We start from the raw sequence: 23,354 nt of genomic DNA on the forward strand, positions 1-23,354 counted from the left end.
GCTCGCCCTCGCGCCGCGCGGACGTGACGCCCACCGATCCCCGTCCTTTTAGGGGCCTTTCCACGCTGCAGGAAGAAGCCGGCGTCTTGCGCCGGTGCCGAGCGCCGCGAAGCTACCGAACGTCCTCTCGGACGGTGCCGAAACCATCGCATCGCTGCGCTCTTACCGTCATCCCGCACCCGCGCATCCCCGCCGCGGCTTGAGGCTGTCCGGGCGATGGGCTAAGCCGCCGCAACGACATCGGTCATTTGAGACTTTCCGCGTCCGGGCGCCTTGGCGTCCGCGGCGCCGGCAGACGTGAAGAGAACGCCATGGCTGCGAAAAAGCCGACACGGGTCAAGGCGCGGGTGCCGCGCGGCTTCGTCGATCGCGACGCGGAGACGCTGCGCGCGCAGGACGACATGCTGGCCACCATCCGCCGGGTCTACGAGACCTACGGCTTCGAGCCGGTGGAGACGCCGGTGTTCGAATACACCGACGCGCTCGGCAAGTTCCTGCCCGACAGCGATCGGCCGAACGAGGGCGTCTTCTCGATCGAGGACGACGACGAGCAGTGGATGTCGCTCCGCTACGACCTCACCGCGCCGCTCGCCCGCTATGTCGCGGAAAACTACGAGAGCCTGCCGAAGCCCTATCGCAGCTATCGCGCGGGCTACGTCTTCCGTAACGAGAAGCCGGGGCCGGGGCGCTTCCGCCAGTTCATGCAGTTCGACGCCGACATCGTCGGCGCGCCGAACGTCTCGGCCGATGCCGAGATGGCGATGATGATGGCCGACACCATGGAGGCGCTCGGCATTCCGCGCGGCCAGTACGTCATCCGGGTGAACAACCGGAAGGTGCTCGACGGCGTCCTGGAGGCGATCGGTCTCGGCGGCGAGGAGAATGCCGGGCGCCGGCTGACGGTGCTGCGGGCGATCGACAAGCTGGACAAGTTCGGCGTCGAAGGCGTGCGGCTCTTGCTTGGCGAGGGGCGCAAGGACGAGAGCGGAGATTTTACGCCGGGGGCGGGACTGAACGCGGATGACGCACAGTATGTGATTGACTATCTTTCGGTCGGTCAGCTGGACCAACCCGAGGGAACAGTCGTTACATCGAAAAATACTAATCGAGTCAACGAAACGCATATCGCAGGCATGCACGAGCTTTTGCAGATGCGAATGCTATGGCAGGCGGCAGGATACGACGGGAGCCGTATTCGTATTGATCAATCCGTCGTCCGCGGCCTCGAATACTACACCGGCCCGGTCTTCGAGGCCGAACTCCTGTTCGACGTCACCAACGAGAAGGGCGAGGTCGTGCGCTTCGGCTCGGTCGGGGGCGGCGGGCGCTATGACGGGCTGGTGTCGCGCTTCATGAGCCAGCCGGTGCCGGCGACGGGCTTCTCCATCGGCGTCTCGCGCCTGATGACTGCGCTGAAGAATCTCGGCCGGCTGGAGACGAGCCAGCGCACCGGCCCGGTGGTCGTCACCGTCATGGACCGCGACCGCATGGCCGACTACCAGGCGATGGCGACGAAGCTGCGCAACGCGCTCAACGCCGACCCGTCCGCGCCTCCCGTTCCGGTCGAGGTGTTCCAGGGCAATCCCAAGCAGTTCGGCAAGCAGCTGCAATATGCCGACCGCCGCGGCGCCCCCGTGGTGGTGATCCAGGGCGGCGACGAGAAGGCGGCCGGCAAGGTGCAGGTCAAGGACCTGGCGCTCGGCAAGGAACTCTCCGCCGAAATCACCGACAATGCCGAATGGCGCGAGGCGCGCGCCGGGCAGGAACTGGTCGACGAGGCGGATCTCGTCGAGGCGGCGAAGCGCATCCTCGCCCGCCAGCGCGGCGCGGCTTCCGGCGCGGCCGGAGCCTGAGCGCGATGGGTCGGGCGGAGCCCTTCGAGGCAGAACTCGGCGCGCTGTTTTCCCAGCGCGGCTGCGAGCCCGTCGCGCCGCCGCTGATCCTGCCGGCCGAGCCCTATCTCGACACCGCCGGGGAGGCGCTGCGCCGGCGCATCTTCCTGACGCGGGGCGAGGGCGGCGAGAACCTGTGCCTGCGCCCCGACTTCACCATCCCGGTCTGCGTCGAGCACATCGCCCAGCGCGCCAAGCTGCCGAAGCGCTATGCCTATCGGGGCCTGGTCTTCCGCCAGCGCGCCGGCGGGCCGGCGGAGTTCGTCCAGGCCGGCATTGAGGATCTTGGCGAGGAGAACCGCGCCACGGCCGATGCCCGCGCGCTCGCCGACGCGCTCGCCTGCCTGAAGGCCTGCGGCGTGGAGACGGCCTCGCTCGACGTCGTCCTCGGCGACCAGGGCCTGTTCGAAGCCTTCCTGCGCGCGCTCGGCCTGCCGGAAGGCTGGCAGCGCCGGCTGATCCGCACCTTCGGCCATGACGAGCAGCTGCAGGCGGCGCTTGCGGCGCTGGCGAAGGGCGGCGGCGACGCGCTCTCCGGCCTTTCGCCCGACCTCCTCGACCTTGCCCGCGACCGCGAGGAGGGCGCGCTGATCCGGCTGATCGCGCACCGCATGGAGGAGGCGGGCCTGCCGCCGCATTCCGGCCGCTCGCCGGGCGAAGTGGCGAGCCGGCTGATCGAGAAGGTCGCGGTCGCCGAAGCCCGGCTCGGCGAGGGGGCGATGGAGCTCCTCAACGCCTTCCTGTCGATCGACTGCCCGCTGGACGAGGCCGGCGACCGGCTGGCGGAACTCGCGGCGTCGGCGAAGCTGGAGCTCGGCCGGGCGCTGACGATCTTCGAAACGCGCAACCTCGCGCTGCAGGCTGCGGGCGTCGACCTCGCCGCCGTGCGCTACCTCGCCGCCTTCGGCCGGCCGATCGACTACTACACCGGCCTCGTCTTCGAGGTTCGCGCTCCCGGCAGCGCCGATCCGTTCGCCGGCGGCGGGCGCTACGACCGCCTGCTCACGATCCTTGGAGCCGAGGGGCCGATCCCGGCCGTCGGCTTTGCGCTCTGGATGGACCGCATCGCGGCGGCGGCGCGGGGAGGGGTGGCATGATGGCCGGCGTCTTCGCGCAGGCTTTCTCTTTGCTTCGGCGGTTGGCCGTGACAGCAAACTCACCGGTTCGCCCTTCGCGCCCCCCTCTGGGCTGCCGCCCATCTCCCCCGCAAGGGGGGAGATCAGCAGCGTCGCTGTCAGAGCGTCCTCGGCGACTCTTGATGCAGAGCGGCCCCTGCGAGCCTTCCCGAAGCGGCTGCTCGCGCGAGATCGATCTCCCCCCATGCGGGGGAGATGCCCGGCAGGGCAGAGGGGGGCGCGCAGGGCGCCGGCGCTTCCAACTCTCGAGGCAGGCCCGATGACCGTCACGCTCGCCATTCCCTCCAAGGGCCGGCTGAAGGAGAAGGCCGTGGAGCGGCTCGGCGCCGCCGGCATCGCGGTCGAATCTGCCGAGAACGCCCGCAGCTACCGCACGTCGGTCACCGGTGCGCCGGGGCTGGAGGTGCTGCTCCTGTCGGCGTCGGAGATCGCCCGGGAACTGCGCGACGGAGCGATCGACTTCGGCATCACCGGCGAGGACCTGATCCGCGAGGAGGTCCCGCAGCCGGACAAGGCGGTCTCGGTCGTCGCGCGTCTCGGCTTCGGCCATGCCGACGTGGTGGTCGCGGTGCCGGAGGCCTGGGTCGACGTCGAGACGATGGACGACCTCGGCGACGTCGCCGGCTCCTTCCGCGCCCGCCACGGCCGGCGCCTGCGGATCGCGACGAAGTACTGGCGGCTGACCCAAGGGTTCTTCAGCCGCACCCACGGCATCCAGAGCTACCGCATTGTCGAGAGCCTCGGCGCCACCGAAGGCGCCCCGGCGGCGGGCTCGGCGGACATCATCGTCGACATCACCTCGACCGGCTCGACGCTCACCGCCAACCACCTGAAGGTGCTGTCCGACGGCGTGATCCTGAAGTCGCAGGCCTGCCTCGTGCGCTCGCAGACGCGGGCGCGGGACGAGGCCGACGCCGCGCTGGCGGACGAGCTGGCGGCGCGGTTCGACTGATCCCGCTCGACTCCGGACCGGCAAGTCGGCATCTTTCCGCGATCTTTGGTTGCGGAAGGGTTCGGCCGGCACAGACGGCCCGCCTGGTTGTTCGGAGACGCCGATGTTCCGATTCACCTGCGCCTGTTGCGGCGAAGTCCAGGACGGCGTGCCGAGCTTTGCGGCGGCCGCACCGCTCCATTACGAGAGCCTGACCGAGGATGAGCAACGGGAGCGCGGGCGGCTCAGCGGCGAGGTCTGCATCATCGACGACCGTCTGTTCTTCGTGCGGGCGCTCTTGCGGATCCCGGTGATCGGATCGGAGGATCCGTTCGTCTGGAACATCTGGGCCTCGCTGAGTGCCCAGAGCTTCGAAGAATACGCGGCGCATTACGACGATCCCGCCCGGACCGACTTCGGGCCGTATTTCTGCTGGCTTTCGGCGGCGCTCCCGACCTATCCGAGCCTCGATGAGCTCCGCTCCTCGCTCCATCTGCAACCGATCGGACAGAGGCCGCTGATCGAACTCGCGCCCTCCGATCATCCCCTGTCGCTGGAGCAGCGTCAGGGGATCAGCGCGCAGCGCCTCGGCGAGATCTTTGCCGCCTGCGTTCATGGCGCGGGCGGATAGGGGTCGGCACCCGCCGTAGGGCGGTGCGGCACCGACGCCCGTCAACGTCTCTTACGCATACCGGCTTTCGCGCTTCGGCTTGTCCAGCGCCAGGCCGGTCGCGCCCGAGCCGGCGAGGACGAGGAAGCCGCCGGCCATGGCGAGGTTCTTCATGAAGGCGATCTGGTCGCCGGTGTGGGCGAGGAGGGCGGTCGCCACGCAGAACAGCGCGAAGACGATGCCGACGGCGCGCATCTGCCAGCCGAGGACGATGGCGATGCCGCCGAGAAGCTCGAAGGCGCCGACGAGGTAGGCGACAACCAGCGGGGCGGGGAAGCCCATCTGGCCGAAATAGGCTGCGGTGCCGGCCGCCCCGGCGATCTTGCCATAGCCGGAGACGAGGAAGATGACCGCGAGCAGAATGCGGCCGAGAAGGTTCAGGCTGGCGTTCATGTGAGGCATCCCTTCCAGATCCGGCAGCTCTTCGGCCACCGGGCGTTGACGATGCTTCAAGCTAATCCGGCCGTGTCTGCCACGCATCCCGGTCTGTGGCCGACAAATCGTCAACGATTCGCGACACAATATTGAAAAGGGGGGTGACGGTGCCGTGCAGGGACACTGCGCCAACCGGCTGTTCTTTTACGCGGCGCGGGACGCGGCGCTGAGCGGGGGCCATGCGCCGGCCTCTCGCCCTCAGCTCCGCCGGCTTCGGCCTTTGCCGCAGCGATCTCGGAAGGACGCGTCGTCCCGCTCCAGAACTGGAGGGATCTTCCCTCGATCAAGATTGTATACGAACGCGCGATCAAGGCTGGCTTTTGTATGCCGCGCGCGGTATTGCAGCGGTCTAGAACACAGGTCCAGCGCAACTCGCGGGTTCAGGGCGCCATCGATGACGACAGCGGGCATTTCCAGGCCGTCGCGGGCGGTCCGCAGCGAAGCCATTGCCGGCGCGCTGGAGGAGGAGATCGTCTCCGGCGCGCTGCCGGCCGGCTGCAAGCTCGACGAGACCGCCGTCGCGGAGCGCTTCGGCGTATCCCGCACGCCGGTCCGCGAGGCCTTCCTGACGCTCGCTTCGCGTTCGCTGGTCGAGCGCATGCCCTATCGCGGCGTCGTCGTGTGCGACCTTTCGGTCGAGCGCATCGACCAGATGTTCGAGGCGATGGGCGAGATCGAGGGCCTGTGCGGGCGGCTCGCGGCAGGCCGCATGACGACCGCCGAACGCGCGCGGCTGCAGGATCAGCACCGAAGCATGGAGATGCTGGCGGGTGAGGGGGCGTTCGCCGCCTATGACGAGGCGAACACCGTCTTCCACGACCTCGTCTACGCCGGCACCCACAATGGCGATCTGGTCGAGATCGCCAAGGCGATGCGGCTGAAGCTCGCGCCGTTCCGCCGCTCGCAGCTGCAGAGCCATGAGCGAACGGCGGAATCGACGCGCGAGCACGCGGCCATCGTCGAGGCGATCCTGGAGCATGACGGGGTCGGCGCGGAACGGCATCTGCGCCGCCATCTCCTCAGCTCGGCGAAGACCTTCATCGCGGCCTATTCCGTCCGCGGCGGCCGGGCCGGGGGCGGGACCGCACGAGCATGACGCCGGTCGGCCGGCGATAGCAGTCATCGTGGCGCGGCGGCCTTCTCCCGCGCCGACAGAAAGAGGGACGTCGAGAATGCGTCTTCCGAAGATCGATCCGTTCGTGTTCGGCCTCGCCGCCGCGGTGGCTCTGGCGGCCCTGTGGCCGGAGCCCGGCCGCAGCGGCGGCTTCCTGCACTGGAACTGGGTGACGACCTACGGCGTCTGCGCGGTGTTCTTCCTCTACGGCCTGACGCTGGCGCCGGAGCGCATGCGCCAGGGGCTGACGCGCTGGCAGGCGCATGTCACCGTGGCGCTGACGACCTTCGGCGTCTTTCCGCTGCTGGTTCTCGCCGGCGAGGCGCTGGCGCCGGACCTTCTGCCGCGCGCGGCCGAGATCGGCTTCTTCTACGTTGCGGCGCTGCCGTCGACGGTGTCCTCCTCGGTGGCCATGGTGTCGCTGGCGCGCGGCGACGTGCCGGTGGCGATCTTCAACGCGACCCTCTCCAGCCTCATCGGCGTCTTCATCACGCCGCTGCTGATGACCTGGTATCTCCAGGCCGGCGGCTCGCACGTGCCGCTGCTCCCGACGATCCTGAAGGTCGTGCTGCTCGTCCTTCTGCCGATCGTCCTCGGCCAGGTCGCGCGGATCTGGCTGGCCGGCTGGGCGAAGCGCCAGGCGAAGCTGATCAAGCTCGCCGACCGCGCGGTGATCCTGGCGATCGTCTACGGCGCCTTCTGCGATTCGGTTTCCGAAGGCGTCTGGCAGCGCAACGACCCGATCGTGGTCGCCGAGATCGCGGTCGGCGCCATCGTCCTGTTCTGGCTGGTCTTCGGCGTGACGACGCTGGCGGGGCGCCTGCTGAAGATGTCGCCGGAGGAGCGGATCGCCGTGCAGTTCTGCGGCTCCAAGAAGTCGCTCGCAGCCGGCGTGCCGCTGGCGCCGGTGATCTTCGCCGGCCGGCCGGACATCGGCGTGATCATCCTGCCGATCATGCTGTTCCATTTCCTGCAGCTTCTGACCGTCAGCTTCATCGCGACGCATTACGCGCGCCGCGACACGCCGGCCGCCGCCGAGCCCGCCTCGGCCAAGCCCTGATCGGCGAGGCCGCCGAGAGCCTGCGGAGCGAGCCGGCGCACTTGGGAGGGAAGAGGAAGGAAATGGTGGGCAGTGACGGGCTCGAACCGCCGACATCCTCGGTGTAAACGAGGCGCTCTACCAACTGAGCTAACCGCCCCCGGCTGATTTCCTAAGGGTTTCCGTCCGCCGGAGCAAGCCGGGGCGCAAAGGCGCCGGGGCATCGGCCGTTGCTCTTCCTGGAAGCCGTGCCGGACGAGGCGAACGAACTGGCCGCCATCCCGGAGCTTGCAGCCCGGCTTGGCGAGGAGGGCGGGCTGGAAGGCCCGCTCGCCGCCTCGCCATCAGTGGCACGATTGCCGACGCAACCGTTCGACGGGTGCCGGCTGTTATCTTGCCGGAAAGGCCGGCCGGCGACGCCATGTAGCAAGGCCGAGGCGGCTATTCTGGAGGCACCGGAGGCGGGTTCCGGGAACGCTGTCGAGACGACAAGAGCCATGGCTGCATCGAGCAGCGCAGCGTCAGCCAAGTGGCCGGTGTCGATTGGCTGATCGGAGGGCGCGCCTGAAGTCGAGGATCTTTTTTGTCAGCGTGGTGCGGATCACCGGCGAGATCCTGTGGGCTCGGGATGGCGGCGCGCGAGGATGCGCGCATTCTCCCACCGGATGCGAGCAGGCGGCGTGCCAAACTCGGTCGGCCGCCGTGCCCATCTGTCGCCTCTTGCCGCATGGCGGCAGGACCGCACGCAGCAGTTCGGCAGTCCGCAAAGCAGGACGGGACTTGCGTCCCTGCCGATCTCGGCTGCAAGAGGAGGTCGAAGAGAACGATCGGCGATTTCGGGAAGGGCAGGGTCATGGCGCTCAAGGACATTCTGGCGGAGCGGCCGGTGCGGCGCAGCGGCATCGCGGCGGCCGTGATGGCCCTGAAGGCGAAATTCGGCGAGCGGGTCGTCACCGGCGAGGACGTACGCCGCGCGCATGCGCATTCCACCACCTACATCCCCAACCAGATGCCGGATGCGGTGTTCTTCGCCGAGAGCGAGGCGGAGGTGCAGGCCCTCGTCCTGATCTGCGGCGAACACGACACGCCGATCGTGCCCTTCGGCACGGGGTCTTCGCTCGAGGGACACATCAATGCGCCGCAGGGCGGCATCTCGCTCGACCTGTCGCGCATGGACAAGGTACTCGCGGTCCATGCCGAGGATCTCGACTGTACCGTCGAGCCGGGGATCACCCGCGAGGCGCTGAACGCCCATTTGCGCGACACCGGCCTGTTCTTTCCGATCGATCCCGGCGCCAACGCCTCGCTCGGCGGCATGGCCTCGACGCGCGCGTCCGGCACCAACGCCGTGCGCTACGGCACGATGCGCGACAACGTCATCGGCGTGACGGCCGTGATGGCCGACGGCAAGATCATCCGCACCGCCCGGCGCGCGAAGAAGACCTCGGCCGGCTACGACCTCACCCGGCTCCTCGTCGGCTCCGAGGGCACGCTCGGCATCATCACCAAGCTGAACCTCAAGCTCTACGGCATTCCCGAGAAGATCCTCTCCGGCGTCGTCTCCTTTCCGAGCGTGCGCGACGCCTGCGACACGGTGATCCAGACGATCCAGACCGGCATTCCGGTCGCGCGCATCGAGCTCCTCGACGCGCAGTCGATGGAAGCCGCCAACGCCTATGCCGGCCTCACCCTCGAAGCGCGCCCGTCGCTGTTCCTGGAGTTTCACGGCTCGCCGGCGGGCGTCGCCGAACAGGCCGAGATGTTCGCGATGATTGCCGGCGAGCACGGCGGCAGCGAGCTGAAGGCCGCCGAGAAGACCGAGGAGCGGGCGAAGCTCTGGAAGGCGCGCCACGACATGTACTGGGCCTCGATGACGCTGCGCCCCGGCGCGCGGGCGATCGCGACCGACGTCTGCGTGCCGGTCTCGCGCCTGGCCGACTGCATCGGCGAGACGCAGGCGGACATCGCGGCGAGCGGCCTCCTCGGCCCGATCATCGGCCATGTCGGCGACGGTAACTTCCACGTCACGCTGCTTCTCGACGAGACGAATTCCGCCGAGATCGACGCGGCCGAGGCCTTCATGGCGCGGCTCGCCGAACGGGCGGTCGAGATGGACGGCACCTGCACCGGCGAGCACGGCGTCGGCCAGGGCAAGCGCGGCTACCTCCGGCGCGAGCTCGGCGATGCCGTCGACGTGATGCAGACGATCAAGCTGGCGCTCGACCCCGGCAATATCCTCAATCCCGGCAAGATCTTTACGCTTCCTTGACGTCTTCGTGCTCGACATTCCCCGGCCATTCTGGCCTATCGTCGCGGGCGAGGGGCGTTCGCCGGTCGCTTGCGGCCGGCCATGGTGGCGGTGCAGCATGATGCGCATGCGGCCGGTCGCTCCGATCGTGAACCGGCCTCGAAGAGGGAGCTGAATTCTGGTCAGGGCCTTCGTCATCGTCGGCGGCCTCCTCGTGCTGGCTCTGCTCGGGGCGCTGGTCGCCCCGTATTTCATCGACTGGACGGCCTATCGCGCGGATTTCGAGCGCGAGGCTTCGGCGATCCTCGGCCGCAAGGTGGTGGTGAAGGGCGACGCTTCGGCGCGGCTCCTGCCGTTCCCGTCGGTGACCTTCACCGATGTCGAGGTCGGCGGCGAGGCCGGCCAGCCGCTGATGACGGTCGACCGCTTCCGCATGGACGCCGAACTCGCGCCGTATCTTTCGGGCGAAATCTTCATCTATTCGATGACGCTCGACCACCCGAAGATCCGCATCCCGGTCGGAAAGGACGGCGCGGTGCGCTTCGTCGTCGACCAGCCGCATATCCCGACCGGCGCGAAGGTCGTGCTCGACCATGTCGGCATCGAGAACGGAACGGTGCTGATCGAGGATGCTGCGGCCGGACGGACGCAAGCGCTGACAGATGTCGACGCGACCCTCTCTGCCGCCTCGCTGGCCGGCCCGGTTGACGGCAGCGGCAGTTTCTCCGTCGATGGCGACAGCGTCGACTTCACTGTCGGCCTCGGCGTGGAGCAGGAGGACGGTTCGCTGCCGGTGCGGGTGGAAGCGTCGAACCGGACGCTGTCGACCAAGCTGATCCTCGACGGCTCGGCGACGATGACGGACAAGGTGCCGCGATTCAAGGGATCCGTCGGCATCCAGCGGCCGGTTCCCGACCTTGTGGCGCTGACCGGCGGCGCCGAAAAGAAGGATAGCGGCAGTCCGTTCGACGCGCTGAACGGCCGGCTCGTGCCGCGCGGTCCGGCGGACGGTCAGGCTGAGAAGCCGCCGCTCCCGCCGCTGAGGGCCTCCGGCGCCATCGACCTGACGCCACAGGCCGCCGACGTCACCGACCTCAGGGTCGAGGCGGGGGGCGGGCCGCAGCCCTACGTACTCAACGGCACCGGCCATCTCGATCTCGGCCGCGCCCCGTCCTTCAAGCTGATGCTGAAGGGCGAGCAGGTGAACGTCGACGCGATCGCCAAGGCCGATCAGAAGGCGGCCGGCGGCGCGGCGCAGAAGCTGCCCGGCAGCGCGCTGGGCCTGTCGGACCGCGTCGAGGCGATGCGCAAGGTGCTGGCGCAGATTCCCCGCCCGACGATCGACGGGACGGTCGAGATCAATCTGCCGGTGGTCACCGCCGGCGACACGACGATCCGCAACGTCGCTTTCGCGGCCAGTCCGACCGGCAGCGGCTGGGCGCTCTCCCGCTTCGACGCCGAACTGCCCGGCCGCACGAAGGTCGAGGCGAGCGGCACGGTCGGGCTCGACGACGGCTTCAGCTTTGAAGGCGATCTCCTCGTCGCCTCGCAGCAGCCGTCGGGCTTTTCCGACTGGCTGACCGGCGACGTCGATCCCGCCATCCGAAGCCTCGACCGCGCGGGCTTCTCCGCCAAGACGGTGCTGACCGCCAAGCGCCAGGTGTTCAACGATCTGGAACTCGACATCGGCGGCGACACGCTGACCGGCCGGCTGGAACGCGCCGAGACCGGCGCGCATACCGAAATCTCCGCCAGGCTGCAGGGCGGGGCGGTCGACCTCGAGGCGTTCTTCGCCCTCACCAAGGTCCTGACCGGGCAGGCGGATTCGCTGGCCAATGCCGACCGCTTCGACGTCGCGCTGAAGGCAGGGCCGGTCAAGCTCGGCGATGCCGCAGCCGACAAGATCGACGCCAATGTCCTTTACGACGGCGACATGCTGGCGATCGCCAATCTCGATGTCGAGGGCATTGCCGGCGCGAGCGTGACGGCATCTGGCCAGCTGTCCAATCTCAAGGGCGACACCAAGGGCAAGCTCGATATCGCGCTGAAATCGGGCGATCCGCAGCGCTTCTTCTCTTTCCTCGAAAGCCGGCAGCCGGGCATCCCGCTGGTGGACGCTCTCGCCGGCCGCGCGGCCCGGCTCGCGCCGCTGGCGCTGCGCGGCGAGGTCGAGGCCGTGCCGGGCGCGAAAGGCAAGAAGCCGACGCTACTCGTCCGCTTCAAGGGAACGGCGAACGGCACGAACATCCAGCTCTCCTCGGCGGTGGAGAACGGGCTCTATGCCCGGACGGAAAGCGGACGCTTCGGCCTCGATCTGCGGCTGGCGAACGGCCATCCGGCCGTCCTGCTGGGACAGCTCGGAATACCCGCCGTCGATCTCGATGCGCCGGGGCCGCTGACCGGCGAACTGTCGGTCTCGGCCAAGGAGACCGGGCCGGCGGTCGTCAGCGCCTCGCTGCGCGCGCCCGGCAGCGAGCTCAGTGCCGACGGCGTCCTGGATGTGGCGCCGGACGGGATCAACCGGGCGGACCTGTCGCTCTACATGCGCAGCGACGACGCCGGGCCCTGGCTTCGCACCACCGCCGTCGACCTCGGCCAGTCCTTCGACGCGGTGCCGCTCGATCTGTCCGGGGGCGTCGTCTACGACTCCGGCGCCTGGACGCTGCGGGACGTGTCGGGGACGATCGACGGCGACGCGGTCTCGGCCGATCTGACGCGGCAAGCCGGCGGCCCGTTCAAGGGCACCGCGCATGTCGGAACGCTATCGCTGCCCTGGCTCGCGAACCTCGTCTACGGCCAACCGCTCGAAACCGCGACGGCGGGCACCGTCTGGCCGAAGGCGCCGTTCCGCTCGAGCCTCCTGCCGCACGCCGGCTTCGACGTCGCCGTCTCCGCGGACCGGTTCGACACCGGCGCGGCCGTGCTCTCCGGCTTTTCGGCCGACCTCGCGGCGACGCAGTCGCAGCTCTCGCTGGAAAAGGCGAAGGCCAGGCTCTACGGCGGCGACGTCTCCGGCCGCATCGCCCTTCGCAACGCCGGCGGAATCGGCGGGCTGACGCTGCAGGCGACGTCCGGCGGCTTCGACCTCGCCGCGCTCTGGCCCGGCCTTGCGGCGAAGGCGGCCGGCTCGACCGTGTCCGGCACGGTGCGGCTCGACGGCAGCGGCCAGTCCTATCGCGGCCTCGTTTCCGCCCTGACCGGGGCCGGCAGCGTCACGGTCGCCGGCGCGGCGGTTCCCGGCGTGCCGCCGGCGCTGCTGCCGCCGCTGCTGGCGGCGGCGGACGCCAAGGGCTTCAGGCCGCAGGGCGATACCAAGACGACCCTCGCAGCCCTCTCCAAGGGCAAGGCCTTTCCGGTCCCGTCGGCGAAGACCGACTTCTCGGTGACGGCGGGGGTCGCGCATTTCGCCCCGGTGACGGTGACGAAGGGCCCGGAAGCGCTGACGCTTTCCGGCAGCGTCGATCTCGCGGCGCTGACGCTCGATGCCGACATGCGCCTTTCGATCGCGCCGGGCCTCGACCGCGTGCAAGGAGCCGAACCGTCGATCGCCTATCAGCTGTCCGGCTCGCTCTTCGATCCGGCGCTCGCCGTCGATGCGACGGCGCTGACGAACTACCTGTCGGTGCGGGCGCTGGAACAGGAGCAAGCCCGCGTCGAGGCGATGCAGGAAAGCCTGCAGGAGAAGCTGAGGCTGCGCCGGGAGGCGCGGTTCTATCGCTGGCGGCTCGCCGAAGCCGAGCGGAAGGAGCAGGCGCGCCGGGCGGCCGAGGAGGAAGCCCAGCGGCTCCAGGCCCAGCAGGCGGCCGAGGCCGCGGCGGCCCGGAAGGCGGCGCAGGACAGGGCGAAGGCGCAGGCCGCGCAGGACCAGGCCAAGCCGGAGGCCGCCCCGAGCCCCGGAGCGGCTGCGAAGACGTCGGCAAGTTCCGGCGACAAGAGTGGCGGAGCGGCGACGAAGGGGCCGGCCGGCGGGCTCGACTTCAACGGAGCGGTGCCCGGCGCCTCCGGCCCGGGCGGCGGCGAGGCGGGGTTTCAGGCGCTTCCCGGCGTGAAGAGCCAGGCCGAGTTCTGAGGCCGCGGCCCCGGTTCGACGTGTCGCGCGTCTCCGGTCAGTCCGCGCCCCTGGCCGCGCGCGCCAGCGCGTCCTCCAGAACGAAGATCCGGATCGCCGAGGACAGGTTGGATGCCGGGTCGCGCTCGGCGTCGATCCCGGCGACGAGTCGCGCGGTCGACAGGCCACGCTCTGCCGCGATCGTCCTCAGACGCTCCCAGAACCGGTCTTCGATGCTGATCGAGGTGGAATGGCCGGCGATCGCCACCGACCGCTTGACGATCGTCACGCCTCGTCCGGCGCGGCAGGGTCGGGCGGCTCGCGCCGCGCACCATCGAGACGGTGCGCCGCCCGGTCGCGCTCGGCCTTCGCGGCCTCGCGCAGGGCCTTCGGCGTCCCGAACTTGACGCGATTGTCGGAAGCGGCGCGCTCTGCCGCGTCGCGCGCCCGCCGCTTGCGGACCTGACGCAGGTTGACGACGTCGCCCACGCCGCGGTCTCAGGTCTTCTTGCGGAAAGCGTCGAGCGAAACGACCTCGGCGTCCTTCTTCGAAACGGCCTTGTCATCGCCCTTCGCGCCCGACTTTCCGGCGCCGGCGGCAGCCGTCTCGGCCTTCTTGGCGGGCAGCTTGGTCGGCGCCTCGCCGCCCGCGGGAACGGGCGCGACCGGTTGCGGCGCCACCGGCTCCAGCGAGGCGATCTCGGCCGACTCGGTCTGGGTGTTGGCGGCGGCCGCGCCCTGCACGTCGAACTCCAGCTCGAAGTTCACCGCCGGGTCGTAGAAGCCGCGGATCGCGCTGAACGGCACCAGCAGACGCTCCGGAATGTCGGAGAAGGACAGGCCGACCTCGAAGGCATTCTCGTTGACCTGGAGGTCCCAGTACTGGTGCTGGATGACGATCGTCATCAGCTCCGGATACTTCTCGCGCAGGCGCGAGGAGATCCGCACGCCCGGCGCGGACGTCAGAAAGGTGATGAAGAAATGATGCTCGCCGGGCAGACCGGTCTTGGCGACTTCGCTCAAGACCTTGCGGATCACGCCGCGCAGCGCGTCCTGTGCGAGAACATCGTAACGGATGAGGTCTTGGCCCATTGCGGTGTCCCGAATTTCCTTCCCCCGGCGATACACAAGGTGCGTATCTCATGAAAGTGGAGGCTTCTGTTGCCAGGCGCCTCCGAGCCCCGCCTAGAAGTGCGAACCCCCAGGACTTGAATTGAAGCGTTCGCGCTGCTTACGCAGCGAGACGAGCTTCCGCATAGTTGTCGTTGGCAACTATTGATACGGCCCGATAACGGCGGAACCATGCCGAGCGAAAATTCGATCTTTACGCCCTCGTCGATCCTATTTCGCCCCCGCCACATCCCAGCACACGCAGGCCGCTGGGATGTGGTGGAGGCGCCGGGTACCGCCCCCGGGTCCGAAAGGTTTATTCCATCGAACGTTTATCGCCATAGTCGGACGAATGCCCGACACGGCGGAATATAAGGACAACGCCGGGCGGTGAAAAGGGGATGGCGGCTTGAATCGGCTACGGAATCGCTCGGGCGAGCCGGTTTGATGCGCAGGGGCGGCCGCGTGGCGCGCCGGGCGCGAGCTGTGGATAGGATGCGCGGCATGACCTGCGGCCATGCGCCGGAGCCGTTTCTCCGCTAAAAGCTCGGCGAAGGCCGAGGCGGATCCGCAACGCGGGACGGCTTCGGGCGACGCGGGGGCGCCGGTCGCAGGACGGGCGCCGGGACGTGCGGAAGGCAGCCTGGATGCGACAGTATCTCGATCTTCTCCAGCTCGTGCTGGACACCGGCGCGGTCAAGTCGGACCGCACGGGAACCGGCACGCGCTCGGTCTTCGGCCATCAGATGCGCTTCGACCTGTCCGACGGCTTTCCCCTGCTGACGACCAAGAAGCTGCATATCCGCTCGATCGTCCACGAGCTCCTCTGGTTCCTGAAGGGCGACACCAACATCGCCTATCTCCGCGAGAACGGGGTGCGCATCTGGGACGAATGGGCCGACGAGAACGGCGATCTCGGCCCCGTCTACGGGGCGCAGTGGCGCTCCTGGCCGGACTATCACGGCGGCCATATCGACCAGATCGCCAATGTGGTCCGCCAGATCCGGACCAATCCGAACTCGCGCCGGCTGATCGTCTCGGCCTGGAATCCGGCGCTGGTCGACGAAATGGCGCTGCCGCCCTGCCACTGTCTGTTCCAGTTCTACGTCGCGGACGGAAAGCTCTCCTGCCAGCTCTACCAGCGCTCGGCCGACATCTTCCTCGGCGTGCCCTTCAACATCGCCTCCTACGCGCTGCTGACGGCGATGGTGGCGCAGGTGACTGGGCTCAAGGCCGGCGATTTCGTCCACACCCTCGGCGACGCCCACCTTTACGCCGACCATCTCGACCAGGCGCGGCTGCAACTGACCCGCCAGCCGCTGAATCTGCCGAGGCTGGTGCTGAATCCGGCGGTCGACGACCTCTTCGCCTTCCGCTTCGAGGACATCGCGGTCGAGGACTACGAGGCGCATCCGCACATCAAGGCGAAGGTGGCGGTCTGAGGCGTTCGGGATGCGTCGGTAGAGGCTTTGCGGCGAGGTGGCCCGCGCCGCAAAGCCGAACGCCTCCGGCCGGTGGACCGTCCGTCCTTCGCGCCCTGGGGACGAGCGCGAGGCGCCGCTCGCAGGCGCTTGTCTCGCCCCCTGAATCCTGCCAACAACCGGCCTCCCGATAGAAGGATCCTCGTCCTTGGCTGGTAGGAAACGAGTCAAGCTGCCGTCGGCGACTGCGCTGGTCGCGCGGTCGAAGGGCGGACACGTCATCGGCCGCGAGAACCAGCTGCCCTGGCATCTCGGCAGCGACCTCCGGCTGTTCCGTCAGCGCACCACCGGCCACGCGGTGATCATGGGGCGGCGTACCTACGAGTCGATCGGCCGGCCGCTGCCGAACCGGCTGAACATCGTCCTGTCGCACCGGCCGATCGAGACCACCGACCAGCTGAAATGGGCGAACAGCCCGTCGACCGCGCTGCTGATCGCCGACGCCTTCAGCATCATCAACGCCAGGCGGGAATTCTTCCTGATCGGCGGCGCGACGGTCTACGAACTCTTCGGGTCCCTGATCAACAAGGTGTTCCTGACCGAGGTCGCGGCGGACGGCCTGACGGGCGACGCCTATTTCGACTGGACCTTCTCCGAGGATTCCTGGTGGCGGGCGCCGGGCGTGCGCTCGTTCCCGGCCTCCGAGCGCGACGACTACGCCTTCGACGTCGCCTGCTACATCAGGCGGGTGCAGCGGCTGCGCACGCAGGTCGAGGAGGACTTCGTCCGCCAATATCCGCATCTCAGGGCGTTTGTCGGACCCTATGAAGACGAGGATGCGGAGGTCGCCGAGGAGACGCAGCTCGATCTCTTCGGCGATCCCGCGCCGATGGCCGGGGCTCCGGACCGCGAGCCGGAGATGACGGAGTTCGAGGCGCGGCAGCTCGACCTTTTCGCCTGACATCGGCCCCGCGGACCGTTGCACCGCGTTCACCATCGCCGGCGGCGCCTGGGCAATTCGGTCGCACGCGCGTTGAAAGCCGATTTGGCAATTCTTATAAGGCCTGAGACACTTTGGTGGGCGTCAAACTGTACGCCGGGAATCTCCCTCGCATCCTAGCCCTAGCATCTTGAAAGGACTTCAATGCCCTGGAGTAATCAGACCGGCGGCGGCGGCTGGAAAGGTGGCGGCAACGGCGGCCCCTGGGGCCAGCGCCCGCAGGGCCCGCGCCCTGGCGGCGGTGGCGGAGGCGGCGGTTCGCCGGATCTGGAAGACATCCTGCGGCGCGGCCAGGACCGGCTCCGCCGCGCGATGCCGGGCGGCTCCGGCGGCGGCATGATCGGCTGGGCTCTCCTCGCCGTCGTCATCCTGTTCGCCCTTTGGCTGTTCAAGGCGATCTACACCGTCCAGCCGGATCAGGTCGGCGTCGAGATGGTGTTCGGCAAGCCGAAGGCCGAGCTGTCGCAGCCGGGCCTGCACTTCATGTTCTGGCCGATCGAGACGGTCGACACGGTTCCCGTCGTGGAAAGCCAGATGTCGATCGGCGGCAGTCAGACCAGCGACAATTCCGGGCTGATGCTGTCCGGCGATCAGAACATCGTCAACGTGCAGTTCGCCGTCCTCTATCAGGTCGACAACCCGACCAACTACCTCTTCGACGTCGAGGATCCCGTCGGGATGCTGAAGCAGGTCTCCGAGAGCGCGATGCGCGAGGTCGTCGGACGCCGCCCCGTGCAGGACGTCTTCCGCGACGACCGCGCCGGCATCGCCGAGGAAGTCCGCAAGATCACCCAGGACACGATGAACGAGTACAAGGCGGGCCTTCGGGTCAACGCCATCTCGATCGAGGACGCCGCGCCGCCGAGCCAGGTGGCCGACGCCTTCGACGAGGTGCAGCGCGCCGAGCAGGACGAGGACCGTTTCGTCGAGGAGGCGAACCGCTACCGCAACCAGCAGCTCGGCCAGGCCCGCGGCCAGGCGGCGCAGATCCGCGAGGACGCGGCGGCCTACAAGGACCGCGTCGTGCAGGAGGCCGAAGGCGAGGCGCAACGCTTCAGTTCGGTACGTGAACAGTACGAGAAGGCGCCGGCGGTGACCCGCAAGCGCATGTTCCTTGAGACGATGGAGGGCGTTCTCAAGGACTCCAAGAAGGTGATCGTCGAGCCCGGCGCGTCCGGGACGTCGGGGATCGTCCCCTACCTGCCGCTCGACCAGCTGCAGGGCCCGAGCGGAAGCCGGAACGGCGGCCGCAGCGGCACCGCGAGCGGCGGCGCATCCCGCAGCGGCAGTGCTTCCGGCAGCGGCGGCACCTCGCTGTCCAATTCCAACGCGCAGGCGAGGAGCAACTGATGGCCAACCGCATCTACGCTGCGCTCGCCGCGCTCGCCGTCGTCCTGCTCCTGATCTGGAACTCGACCTTCGTCGTCAACGAAAAGGAGCAGGCGCTGGTCCTGCGCTTCGGCGAAATCCGCCGGGTGGTCGACCAGCCTGGGCTCTACTTCAAGCTGCCGTTCTCCTTTATCGGGGCGGATAACGTCCAGACCCTGCCGGACCGGCTGCTGCGCTTCGATCTCGACAATATCCGCGTCCAGGTCTCGGGCGGCAAGTTCTACGAGGTCGACGCGTTCATGGTCTACAACATCGCCGATGCCGCGAAGTTCAGGCAGACCGTGTCCGGCTCGATCCCGCAGGCCGAGCAGCGACTGCGCACGCGCCTCGATGCGGCGCTGCGCCGGGTCTACGGCCTGCGCGGGTTCGAGGCGGCCCTGTCGAACGAACGCGGCGAGATGATGCGCCAGGTGCGCGACGAGATCCGGCCGGACGCCGCCCAGCTCGGCATCGACATCGACGACGTGAGGATCCGCCGCACCGACCTGACGCAGGAGGTCTCGCAGCAGACCTACGAGCGCATGCAGGCCGAGCGGCTGGCCGAGGCGGAGCGCCTGCGGGCCCGCGGCCAGGTCGCCGCCCGGCAGATCAAGGCCGGCGCCGACCGCGAGGTGGTGGAGACCGTCGCGGCGGCGCAGCGCGAAGCGGAGATCCTGAAAGGGCAGGGCGAGGCGGAACGCTCGCGCATCTTCGCCGAGGCCTATTCGAAGAACCCCGAGTTCTTCGACTTCTACCGGTCGATGGAAGCCTACCGGCAGGCGCTCGAGAACAGCGGCACCACCATGGTCCTGTCGCCGGACACGGAATTCTTCCGCTACTTCAAGAGCGATACCGGCGACATGCCGTCCGCGCCGGACCAGCCGGCGACCGGCAATCCCGCCGGCCCGGGAAGCGGATCGGCCGGCGGCACGTCCGGACCTGCCGGGACGTCTTCCGGCATTCCGGGGACGGCCGCGCCGCGGCCGGAGGCGGCCATCCGGCCGGCGCCCGGTTCCGCAACGGGTAGCGCCGCGTCCGCAGCGCAGCCGGCCGGCGCCGGTGGCTCGGCTGCACAGGCTTCCACCGCCGCGAACGCCAGCGGCGCGGCAAGCACCGGCGGAGCGGCTCCGGCGACAGGCGCATCGCCTGCCGCGTCGTCCGCTCCCGGGGCGTCCGGCGCGAACGAAGCCCAGGCTTCGCCCGCCCTGGCGCCGTCCGTCGCGCAGTGACGGATTTCTTCGACGCGCTCGGTCTGCTCCTGGTGATCGAGGGCATCTTCTACTGCCTGTTTCCGGGCGCCGTGCGGCGCCTGGCGGAACGCGCCGGCAGCCTGCCGGAATCCCGCATGCGGATCGGCGGGCTGATCGCCGCCTGCCTCGGCGTCGGTGTCGTCTGGCTCGTGCGCCAGTAAGGCCGGCCGCCGGGGCCGCTGCCGCGCCAGCGCGATCACGCTTGCCGGAACGGCCAACAAAGCCCTTGATTCAGCCGGAATTCTCGGCTCCCGTCTGCGTCGCGTGACAGATCCGCAATGCGCGCCGCGGCGGACGTCAGGCCGAACTCGAGGAATCTGCGATGACCACGACGCCGCTCCGATCGATCCTTTCCGCCCTGGCGGTCTCGATCCTCACCGCCGGGACGGCGGCGTCCGCACAGACCGCGGCGCCGGGGGCTGCCGCACCGCAGGCCCCGGGGTCTCAGGCCAAGGCGCCTGATGCCGCGGCGCCGAAGAGCGTGCCGGACAAGGTCGCGCCGGTGACGCCGCCGCAGGCGGAGGACTCGCAGGCCGAGCCGCGGGCATCATCCCGCGCGCAGCCGAAGACGGCGGAACCGGCCGCTCCGCCGGCGGGCGGGTCGATGCAGTCGGGTCAGGCGGCGCAGGCGCGTCCGGCACCGCCCGAATCGAGCGTTCCCGCGCTGCCGGTGCCGCCGGCCGACGCAGGGGTGGCGGCAGAGCCCGGCGGCGAGATCGTTCCCGAGCCCGCCAACTCCAACTTCGCCCACGGCCCGAAATCCGTCGCCGATCTCGCAGAGGGTCTGCTGGATGCGGTGGTGAACGTCTCGACCGCCCAGTCCGTCGACATGCCGGGCCGGGGCGTTCCGCCCCTCCAGGCGCCGGAAGGCTCGCCGCTGCAGGACTTCTTCAACGACCTCTTGAAGAACGGCCAGGGCAACAGCGACCAGCGCGTCCAGTCGCTTGGCTCGGGCTTCGTGATCGATCCGTCCGGCGTCATCATCACCAACAACCACGTGATCGCAGACGCCGACACGATCACGGTGAACTTCGCCGACGGCACGCAGCTCGACGCGAAGCTGATCGGCAAGGACACCAAGACCGATATCGCCGTGCTGAAGGTGAAGCCGCCGCATCCCCTGAAGGCGGTGAAGTTCGGCGATTCCGACCACATCCGGATCGGCGACTGGGTGATGGCGATCGGCAACCCCTTCGGCCTCGGCGGCTCGGTGTCGATGGGCATCGTCTCGGCGCGGGGCCGCAACATCAACGCCGGGCCCTACGACAACTTCATCCAGACCGACGCGGCGATCAATCGCGGCAATTCCGGCGGGCCGCTGTTCGACATGAACGGCAATGTCGTCGGCATCAACACGGCGATCATCTCGCCGACCGGCGGCTCGATCGGCATCGGCTTCTCGATCCCCTCGAAGCTCGCGGTCAACGTCATCGACCAGCTGCGCAAATACGGCGAGACCCGCCGCGGCTGGCTCGGCATCCGCCTGGAGGCGGTGACCGACGACATCGCCAGCGGCCTCGGCCTCGCCTCCGCGCACGGCGCCGTCGTCATGGGCATCGTCCCGGGCGGCCCGTCCGACAACGGCAAGCTGAAGGTCGGCGACGTCATCGTCGGCTTCGACGGCGAGAAGGTGGACAGCTCGCGCGACCTGCCGCGCATCGTCGCGGAGACGCCGGTCGGCAAGACCGCGAAGGTCGACATCCTGCGCAAGGAGAGCGCCTCCGCGCCGCCCAAGCCGATGACGGTGGAGGTGACGCTCGGCCGGCTCGAGGACGGCGAGAAGATGATGGCCGACGCCGAGAAGCCGGACACCAAGAAGCCGGCGGCTCCCGCCGCCAAGGGCAAGGCGGTTGAGATCCTCGGGATGAAGCTGTCGAATCTCGACGATGCGGCGCGCAAGAAATTCGGTCTGTCGAAGGACGCCAAGGGCGTCGTCGTCTCGTCCGTCGCGCCGAACTCGAACGCGGCGGAGAAGGGGATCGAGGCCGGCACGACGATCCGCGAGGTCGCGCAGGAGGAGGTCTCCACCCCCGCCGACGTCGAGGAGAAGATCGCCAAGCTGAAGTCCGACGGACGCCGCAATGCGCTGCTGCTCCTCGCGGCCGCCAACGGGGACCTGCGCTTCGTGGTGGTGCCGCTGGACTGACCGGATCGATGATGCCCGGCGGAGATCGCCGGGCGGCAGACTAAGGCTGCATGGGGCGGACAGTCGTGCGCCTCAGCCGGCGGAGGAAGCCGACCGCTGCGCCTGCCAGTCCGCGCGGCTCAGCCGGAAGAGCCGGTGCTCGACGAGTTCGGGAAACCGGTCGGGGTCGACGTCGGGATGGGCGAAGGTCTCGGCCGGTGTCATCCCGATGCGACGCATGACGGCCTGCGACGCCTCGTTCGTCACGACGCACTGCGCGACGACTTCCTGCACGCCGAGCGTCTCGAAACAGGCGGCGGCGCTCGCGAGGGCGCCCTCGGTCGCGTAGCCGCGGCCCCAATATTCCGGCAGGAGCCGCCAACCGAGTTCGACGGCGCCGGCGAAGGGGTGGTGGTCGCCGAGCCGACCGGCGCCGAGCATGCCGACGACCGCGCCTGTCGAAAGCTCCTGCAGCGCCAGAAAGCCGATGCCCTCGCGCGCGTAGCGGTCCTCGACGAGGTCCATCATCGCGTCGGACTCGAGCCGGGTCCGGCGCATCGGGAAGAACCGCATCACGACGTCGTCGCTGTTGAGCCGGTGGAAGACATCCCGGTCGGCCTCGCGCCAGCGACGCAGCATCAGCCGCGGCGTGAGGAGCCCGTCCATCAGGCGAACTCGTCGCGCCGGTAGCCCTGGATAAACAGGAGGGCGGTGAGGTCGCCGTGGTCGATGCGATGCGGCGCGCGGGCGGCGACCGCCGGCTTGGCGTGCAGCGCGACGCCCGTGCCGGCCAGGCCGATCATGCCGAGGTCGTTCGCCCCGTCGCCGACGGCGATGGCGTCCTCGGGCCCGATGCCCCGGGCCGCCGCGATCTCCTGCAGCGCCGTCACCTTCGCCTCGGCGCCGAGGATCGGCTCGGCGACGCGGCCGGTCAGCTTTCCCGCCTCGATCAGCAGGACGTTGGCGCGGTTCTCGTGGAAGCCGAGCATCGCAGCGATGCGGCTCGTGAAGACGGTGAAGCCGCCGGAGACGAGGGCCGTGTGGGCGCCGCTCGCGCGCATCGTGCGGATCAGCGTCTCACCGCCCGGCGCCAGCGTGATCCGCTCGGCGATCACCTTGTCGACGACCGCCTCGGGCAGGCCTTCCAGCAGCGCGACGCGTTCGCGCAAGGCGGGCTCGAAGGCGATCTCGCCGTTCATCGCCCGCGCCGTGATCGCCGCGATGTGGTCCTTGATGCCGACTTCGGCCGCGAGCTCGTCGATGCACTCCTCGCCGATCATGGTGGAGTCCATGTCGGCGATCAGAAATCGCTTGCGCCGCGTGCGGGCCTCCTGCACCACGCAGTCGAACCCGGCGGCGCTGGCGGCGACCGAAAGCTCGCGCCTTTGCGCTTCGCTCGGCGCGGTCTCGACGGTGAGGTCTGCGGCATAGCCGGGGTGCAGCCAGTCGGCCGTATCCGGGCCGAGCCCGAGCACGGCGGCGACGTCCTCGAGGGCGCGCGCGGGAAGGCCCGGTCCGGACGGGGCGGCGATCAGCGTGGCGACATGCATGGGAAACGGCATCGGTG

Annotated in this window: 21 protein-coding genes, 1 tRNA gene and 1 other RNA gene; 15 read left to right on the forward strand and 8 right to left on the reverse strand. The window is 69.2% G+C overall.

Annotated features, from left to right (window positions below; all coding sequences use genetic code 11):
- Positions 1–311: 311 nt before the first annotated feature.
- From hisS to AB5S17_RS02035, 4 genes are all read left to right on the forward strand, one after another.
- Positions 312–1,853, forward strand: a complete 1,542-nt coding sequence (gene hisS / locus AB5S17_RS02020; RefSeq protein WP_369235598.1) for a histidine--tRNA ligase — start codon at positions 312–314, stop codon at positions 1,851–1,853.
- A gap of 5 nt (positions 1,854–1,858) precedes the next feature.
- Positions 1,859–2,989: an ATP phosphoribosyltransferase regulatory subunit gene (locus AB5S17_RS02025; RefSeq protein WP_369235600.1), complete on the forward strand. Its 1,131-nt coding sequence runs from the start codon at positions 1,859–1,861 to the stop codon at positions 2,987–2,989.
- A gap of 298 nt (positions 2,990–3,287) precedes the next feature.
- Complete coding sequence (gene hisG, locus AB5S17_RS02030; RefSeq protein WP_369235603.1) at positions 3,288–3,980, forward strand: ATP phosphoribosyltransferase; 693 nt, start codon at positions 3,288–3,290, stop codon at positions 3,978–3,980.
- 103 nt (positions 3,981–4,083) lie between these two features.
- Positions 4,084–4,590 (forward strand): DUF2199 domain-containing protein, encoded by a 507-nt coding sequence (locus AB5S17_RS02035; RefSeq protein ID WP_369235605.1) that lies wholly within the window; start codon positions 4,084–4,086, stop codon positions 4,588–4,590.
- 51 nt (positions 4,591–4,641) lie between these two features.
- On the opposite strand, the gene AB5S17_RS02040 is transcribed toward AB5S17_RS02035, so the two are convergent.
- A complete protein-coding gene (locus tag AB5S17_RS02040) occupies positions 4,642–5,022 on the reverse strand; it encodes a DoxX family protein (protein ID WP_369235607.1) in 381 nt (126 codons plus the stop codon).
- A 436-nt stretch (positions 5,023–5,458) separates the two neighbouring features.
- Here AB5S17_RS02040 and AB5S17_RS02045 point away from each other — a divergent pair, with 436 nt between their 5' ends.
- Both AB5S17_RS02045 and AB5S17_RS02050 read left to right on the forward strand, forming a co-directional pair.
- Positions 5,459–6,160, forward strand: coding sequence for a GntR family transcriptional regulator (locus tag AB5S17_RS02045; protein ID WP_369235609.1), 702 nt, complete (start codon positions 5,459–5,461; stop codon positions 6,158–6,160).
- Between the two features lie 76 nt (positions 6,161–6,236).
- Positions 6,237–7,238 carry a bile acid:sodium symporter family protein gene (locus AB5S17_RS02050; protein ID WP_369235611.1) on the forward strand — a complete coding sequence of 334 codons (1,002 nt, stop codon included), beginning with the start codon at positions 6,237–6,239 and terminating at the stop codon, positions 7,236–7,238.
- 63 nt (positions 7,239–7,301) lie between these two features.
- On the opposite strand, the gene AB5S17_RS02055 is transcribed toward AB5S17_RS02050, so the two are convergent.
- A tRNA-Val gene (locus tag AB5S17_RS02055) sits at positions 7,302–7,377 on the reverse strand.
- A gap of 70 nt (positions 7,378–7,447) precedes the next feature.
- Between AB5S17_RS02055 and AB5S17_RS02060 the strand changes: the two genes are divergently transcribed.
- From AB5S17_RS02060 to AB5S17_RS02070, 3 genes are all read left to right on the forward strand, one after another.
- Positions 7,448–7,768 carry a hypothetical protein gene (locus AB5S17_RS02060; RefSeq protein ID WP_369235613.1) on the forward strand — a complete coding sequence of 107 codons (321 nt, stop codon included), beginning with the start codon at positions 7,448–7,450 and terminating at the stop codon, positions 7,766–7,768.
- Positions 7,769–8,070: 302 nt separating this feature from the next.
- Complete coding sequence (locus AB5S17_RS02065; RefSeq protein WP_369235615.1) at positions 8,071–9,486, forward strand: FAD-binding oxidoreductase; 1,416 nt, start codon at positions 8,071–8,073, stop codon at positions 9,484–9,486.
- Positions 9,487–9,661: 175 nt separating this feature from the next.
- The gene (locus AB5S17_RS02070) at positions 9,662–13,534 is read left to right on the forward strand and encodes an AsmA family protein (protein ID WP_369236116.1); all 3,873 of its coding nucleotides are present in this window, start codon (positions 9,662–9,664) and stop codon (positions 13,532–13,534) included.
- Positions 13,535–13,571: 37 nt separating this feature from the next.
- Here the strand turns inward: AB5S17_RS02070 and AB5S17_RS02075 are convergent, their stop codons facing one another.
- The 4 genes from AB5S17_RS02075 to ssrA form a co-directional block, all read right to left on the reverse strand.
- Positions 13,572–13,802 carry a ribbon-helix-helix domain-containing protein gene (locus AB5S17_RS02075; protein WP_369235617.1) on the reverse strand — a complete coding sequence of 77 codons (231 nt, stop codon included), beginning with the start codon at positions 13,800–13,802 and terminating at the stop codon, positions 13,572–13,574.
- Positions 13,799–14,002, reverse strand: coding sequence for a DUF4169 family protein (locus tag AB5S17_RS02080; protein ID WP_369235619.1), 204 nt, complete (start codon positions 14,000–14,002; stop codon positions 13,799–13,801). The genes AB5S17_RS02075 and AB5S17_RS02080 overlap by 4 nt, the downstream gene beginning before the upstream one ends.
- A 9-nt stretch (positions 14,003–14,011) precedes the next feature.
- Entirely contained in the window at positions 14,012–14,605 is a 594-nt protein-coding gene (locus AB5S17_RS02085; protein ID WP_369235621.1) for an SspB family protein, read from the reverse strand.
- A gap of 55 nt (positions 14,606–14,660) precedes the next feature.
- Positions 14,661–15,024, reverse strand: a transfer-messenger RNA (tmRNA) gene (gene ssrA / locus AB5S17_RS02090).
- Between the two features lie 246 nt (positions 15,025–15,270).
- On the opposite strand from ssrA, the gene AB5S17_RS02095 reads away from it, so the two are divergent.
- From AB5S17_RS02095 to AB5S17_RS02120, 6 genes are all read left to right on the forward strand, one after another.
- Entirely contained in the window at positions 15,271–16,065 is a 795-nt protein-coding gene (locus tag AB5S17_RS02095) for a thymidylate synthase (RefSeq protein ID WP_369235623.1), read from the forward strand.
- A gap of 187 nt (positions 16,066–16,252) precedes the next feature.
- On the forward strand, positions 16,253–17,005 hold the full coding sequence (locus AB5S17_RS02100) for a dihydrofolate reductase (RefSeq protein ID WP_369235625.1): 753 nt from the start codon (positions 16,253–16,255) through the stop codon (positions 17,003–17,005).
- 183 nt (positions 17,006–17,188) lie between these two features.
- Positions 17,189–18,394 (forward strand): FtsH protease activity modulator HflK, encoded by a 1,206-nt coding sequence (gene hflK / locus AB5S17_RS02105; RefSeq protein ID WP_369235627.1) that lies wholly within the window; start codon positions 17,189–17,191, stop codon positions 18,392–18,394.
- Entirely contained in the window at positions 18,394–19,641 is a 1,248-nt protein-coding gene (gene hflC, locus AB5S17_RS02110) for a protease modulator HflC (RefSeq protein WP_369235629.1), read from the forward strand. The genes hflK and hflC overlap by 1 nt, the downstream gene beginning before the upstream one ends.
- Positions 19,638–19,823 (forward strand): DUF2065 domain-containing protein, encoded by a 186-nt coding sequence (locus AB5S17_RS02115; RefSeq protein WP_369235631.1) that lies wholly within the window; start codon positions 19,638–19,640, stop codon positions 19,821–19,823. The genes hflC and AB5S17_RS02115 overlap by 4 nt, the downstream gene beginning before the upstream one ends.
- 443 nt (positions 19,824–20,266) lie before the next feature.
- Positions 20,267–21,808, forward strand: a complete 1,542-nt coding sequence (locus AB5S17_RS02120) for a Do family serine endopeptidase (protein WP_369236118.1) — start codon at positions 20,267–20,269, stop codon at positions 21,806–21,808.
- 72 nt (positions 21,809–21,880) lie between these two features.
- Here AB5S17_RS02120 and AB5S17_RS02125 read toward each other — a convergent pair whose 3' ends face one another.
- Together AB5S17_RS02125 and serB are read right to left on the reverse strand one after the other, a co-directional pair.
- Positions 21,881–22,453, reverse strand: coding sequence for a GNAT family N-acetyltransferase (locus tag AB5S17_RS02125; RefSeq protein ID WP_369235633.1), 573 nt, complete (start codon positions 22,451–22,453; stop codon positions 21,881–21,883).
- Positions 22,453–23,349: a phosphoserine phosphatase SerB gene (gene serB, locus AB5S17_RS02130; protein WP_369235635.1), complete on the reverse strand. Its 897-nt coding sequence runs from the start codon at positions 23,347–23,349 to the stop codon at positions 22,453–22,455. Before serB ends, AB5S17_RS02125 begins: the two co-directional genes overlap by 1 nt.
- Positions 23,350–23,354 lie beyond the last annotated feature (5 nt).

The organism is Jiella sp. M17.18, from assembly GCF_041027365.1.
Lineage (GTDB): Bacteria > Pseudomonadota > Alphaproteobacteria > Rhizobiales > Rhizobiaceae > VKMB-3413.

Bases quoted from the DNA above. Each gene is read 5' to 3' on its own strand.
- hisS (WP_369235598.1), top strand. From the start codon at position 312: ATGGCTGCGAAAAAGCCGACACGGGTCAAGGCGCGGGTGCCGCGCGGC.
- AB5S17_RS02025 (WP_369235600.1), top strand. From the start codon at position 1,859: ATGGGTCGGGCGGAGCCCTTCGAGGCAGAACTCGGCGCGCTGTTTTCC.
- hisG (WP_369235603.1), top strand. From the start codon at position 3,288: ATGACCGTCACGCTCGCCATTCCCTCCAAGGGCCGGCTGAAGGAGAAG.
- AB5S17_RS02035 (WP_369235605.1), top strand. From the start codon at position 4,084: ATGTTCCGATTCACCTGCGCCTGTTGCGGCGAAGTCCAGGACGGCGTG.
- AB5S17_RS02040 (WP_369235607.1), bottom strand. From the start codon at position 5,022: ATGAACGCCAGCCTGAACCTTCTCGGCCGCATTCTGCTCGCGGTCATC.
- AB5S17_RS02045 (WP_369235609.1), top strand. From the start codon at position 5,459: ATGACGACAGCGGGCATTTCCAGGCCGTCGCGGGCGGTCCGCAGCGAA.
- AB5S17_RS02050 (WP_369235611.1), top strand. From the start codon at position 6,237: ATGCGTCTTCCGAAGATCGATCCGTTCGTGTTCGGCCTCGCCGCCGCG.
- AB5S17_RS02065 (WP_369235615.1), top strand. From the start codon at position 8,071: ATGGCGCTCAAGGACATTCTGGCGGAGCGGCCGGTGCGGCGCAGCGGC.
- AB5S17_RS02085 (WP_369235621.1), bottom strand. From the start codon at position 14,605: ATGGGCCAAGACCTCATCCGTTACGATGTTCTCGCACAGGACGCGCTG.
- AB5S17_RS02095 (WP_369235623.1), top strand. From the start codon at position 15,271: ATGCGACAGTATCTCGATCTTCTCCAGCTCGTGCTGGACACCGGCGCG.
- hflK (WP_369235627.1), top strand. From the start codon at position 17,189: ATGCCCTGGAGTAATCAGACCGGCGGCGGCGGCTGGAAAGGTGGCGGC.
- hflC (WP_369235629.1), top strand. From the start codon at position 18,394: ATGGCCAACCGCATCTACGCTGCGCTCGCCGCGCTCGCCGTCGTCCTG.
- AB5S17_RS02120 (WP_369236118.1), top strand. From the start codon at position 20,267: ATGCAGTCGGGTCAGGCGGCGCAGGCGCGTCCGGCACCGCCCGAATCG.
- AB5S17_RS02125 (WP_369235633.1), bottom strand. From the start codon at position 22,453: ATGGACGGGCTCCTCACGCCGCGGCTGATGCTGCGTCGCTGGCGCGAG.
- serB (WP_369235635.1), bottom strand. From the start codon at position 23,349: ATGCCGTTTCCCATGCATGTCGCCACGCTGATCGCCGCCCCGTCCGGA.